The 3,040-nt window shown below is 68.6% G+C and carries 2 protein-coding genes and 1 pseudogene; 1 reads left to right on the plus strand and 2 read right to left on the minus strand.

The annotated features are described in order from the left end of the window. A pseudogene (locus tag I9P22_RS23830) lies at positions 1-287 on the minus strand (DUF533 domain-containing protein); the annotation flags it as partial. Between the two features lie 210 nt (positions 288-497). Here I9P22_RS23830 and tuf point away from each other — a divergent pair. Beyond that, a complete protein-coding gene (gene tuf, locus I9P22_RS23835; RefSeq protein WP_199262677.1) occupies positions 498-1,673 on the plus strand; it encodes an elongation factor Tu in 1,176 nt (391 codons plus the stop codon). Between the two features lie 175 nt (positions 1,674-1,848). Here tuf and I9P22_RS23840 read toward each other — a convergent pair. Continuing rightward, positions 1,849-3,040: glycosyltransferase 61 family protein (locus tag I9P22_RS23840; protein ID WP_199262679.1), on the minus strand; the 1,192-nt coding region annotated here is incomplete at its 5' end.

The raw sequence follows: 3,040 nt of genomic DNA on the forward strand, positions 1-3,040 counted from the left end.
CTGCCGGCGCTGCGCGGCGAATGCGCGCCGCCATAGGCGCTGCCGCCGCCCGCGCCGCCCGAGCGCCCGCCGAGCACCTGGCCCAGCATGTCGCCCAGCCCGCCCGAGCCGGTCGAGCGGCTGCCGGCGCTGCCGGTATTGTTGCCGAACAGGTCGCCCAGCAACCCGCTGGACCCCTGCCCGCCGCCCGAGCGCGGGCGGTTCTGGGCGTTCTTCATCATGGTTCCGATGCCTTTGGCCAGCATGACGCCAGCCGCGACGCGGGCGAGGGATTTCATCAGGCTCATCTCGTTCCTCCGGATGCGTTGCGGGGCCGCCGGGCCGGGCAGCCTTGTCTGCGCGATTCCAACGCCTTCACGGCGCTCCGGTTCCACGGTCACAGAGGGCGCGGCAAAGGCTGGCGCGCCCTTGATTTTTCCCCGGCACGATTATAAGTCGCGGCGGATGTTTCACGACGGGGGCTGTCGCGCGGGTGGCCCCCCCGATAGGAGGCCATGATGGCAAAGGCAAAGTTTGAACGGACGAAACCGCACGTCAACATCGGGACGATTGGTCACGTTGACCACGGCAAGACGACGCTGACGGCTGCGATCACCAAGTATTTCGGTGAATTCAAGGCCTATGACCAGATCGACGGCGCCCCCGAGGAGCGTGCGCGCGGCATCACGATCTCGACCGCGCATGTGGAATACGAGTCCGAGAACCGGCACTATGCCCACGTGGACTGCCCCGGCCACGCCGACTACGTGAAGAACATGATCACGGGTGCTGCGCAGATGGACGGCGCGATCCTGGTGGTGAACGCCGCCGACGGCCCGATGCCGCAGACCCGCGAGCACATCCTGCTGGGCCGCCAGGTCGGCATTCCCTACATGGTGGTCTACCTGAACAAGGTCGACCAGGTGGACGACCCGGAGCTGCTGGAACTGGTCGAGATGGAAGTGCGCGAGCTGCTGTCGTCCTACGACTATCCCGGCGACGACATCCCGATCATCAAGGGCTCGGCGCTGGCGGCGCTGGAAGGCCGCGACAAGGAGATCGGCGAGGATTCGATCCGGGCGCTGATCGCGGCGGTGGACGAATACATCCCGACGCCCGAGCGCGCGGTTGACCAGCCGTTCCTGATGCCGATCGAGGACGTGTTCTCGATCTCGGGCCGGGGCACGGTTGTGACCGGCCGGGTTGAGCGCGGCGCGGTGAACGTGGGCGACGAGCTCGAGATCGTGGGCATCCGTCCGACGAAGAAGACCACCTGCACCGGGGTCGAGATGTTCCGCAAGCTGCTGGACCGCGGGGAAGCCGGCGACAACATCGGGGCGCTGCTGCGCGGCATCGACCGCGACGGGGTCGAGCGCGGCCAGGTTCTGGCGAAGCCCGGCTCGGTGACGCCGCATACCGAGTTCGAGGCCGAGGCCTATATCCTGACCAAGGAAGAGGGTGGCCGTCACACGCCGTTCTTCGCGAACTACCGTCCGCAGTTCTACTTCCGGACCACGGACGTGACCGGGACGGTGAAGCTTCCGGAGGGCACCGAGATGGTGATGCCGGGCGACAACCTGAAGTTCACGGTCGAGCTGATCGCGCCGATCGCGATGGAGGAGAAGCTGCGCTTCGCCATCCGCGAGGGCGGCCGCACGGTCGGCGCCGGCGTGGTGTCGAAGATCCTGAAGTGATGCAGCGGGGCGGGGTTCCGGCCCCGCCCGCGCGCGACATGGTCGGATGATCCCGGAGACGGGATATCGCGACGACGGCCAGGCCGCCCCCCGGGGCGGCCTTTGGCTTTTCACGGGCGCGGGGGCAGAGGGCGCGCACATGGGGAGGCAGGGGGCGGCCAGCGGGGCGGAGACGCTAAAGCGCCTCCGAAAATCCGGCGCGTTCAAATTCGACCCGGAGATGCTGCATGGTGCTTGTGCGATCCACATCCCGCTGCGCCTGGATCGCGCGCAGCCAGGCGCGGGCATCGGCCAGCGCGGCGGCGCGATACTCCGCCGGTCGCCAATGCGCCTCGATGTCGATGCCGTGTCGGGCCAGAATCGCAAGCAGGGCTCCGATATTGTAGAATGCGACGCCCCGGACCGGGATCGGCGAGCCATCCGCCCTGAGCGGTCGGGCGAAAGCCTTGATGATGGGCGCGTATTCCAGCTCGCGGCAGCGTGCGGTCAGATGCGCCTTGGCAAGCGTGCTGTGCGGTCGCCGCCGCAGGACCAGGATCTTCTGGTCGACCCGGCCCAGCAATTGGCGGCCGTGCATGGCCGAGCCTTCGGCGAAGATCAGCAGCTTGGCCCCGGCATAGAACGCCATCTGCCGCTCGAGGCTTTCCTTGCCGGGGTCCATGATCGCAATGCCGGCGCGGGTGAGCGCGGCGACCAGCGCTGCCTCGCCGGGATTGGAGCCGTTGCCCTTGGCGGCCTCGCCCAGGCGATGCACGTAAAGCACCTCGTTCCTGATCGGCTCCAGCCGGTTCAGCCGCGGCAACTCGTCCAGCAGGTCGAGATACCAGTCGGGCGGCGCATCCGGGCCCAAGTATTCCGCTTGGGGATAGACATGCAGCCGCGCGGCGCGGCAGGGGCCGGTCACGAAGCCGATACGGTCGGGATGCAGGCCCAGCCAGGCCATGACCGCCCAGAAGAATCCCGGCACCTCGCCGATCATCTTGCCGGGCGGCAGCGTGAACAGCACCCGCGCCTCCGGGTGGCGATAAAGCGCCGGCGGCAGGCGGCTGACATGCTCGGCCACCAGGTGGCCAAAATGGAAAAAGCAGCGCCCGCCCCAGATCACCGGCTCGTCCAGGCGCGGGCCGCGGCGCCAGCCCGGGCGGGCATTCACATCGTGATGGTGGCCATGCGCGCGGTGGCGCACGATCGGCATGTTGTCGAAATCCGGCCAGACCGGGCCGCCGTCGAACATCAGGTTGCGATTGGAGAAGCGCTTCGCCGGCACCAGGCGGATCTCGGCAAGGCTCAGCCCCGGCGGCACGGCGATACCGGGCCGCGCCTCGCGCCAGTCCGCGACCGGCCCGGTCCAGGCCGGCCGGCGCCGG

Origin of the sequence: Paracoccus binzhouensis (assembly GCF_016446475.1) — a bacterium.
In the GTDB taxonomy this organism is placed as follows: Bacteria; Pseudomonadota; Alphaproteobacteria; order Rhodobacterales; family Rhodobacteraceae; genus Paracoccus; species Paracoccus binzhouensis.

Bases quoted from the DNA above. Each gene is read 5' to 3' on its own strand.
- tuf (WP_199262677.1), top strand. From the start codon at position 498: ATGGCAAAGGCAAAGTTTGAACGGACGAAACCGCACGTCAACATCGGG.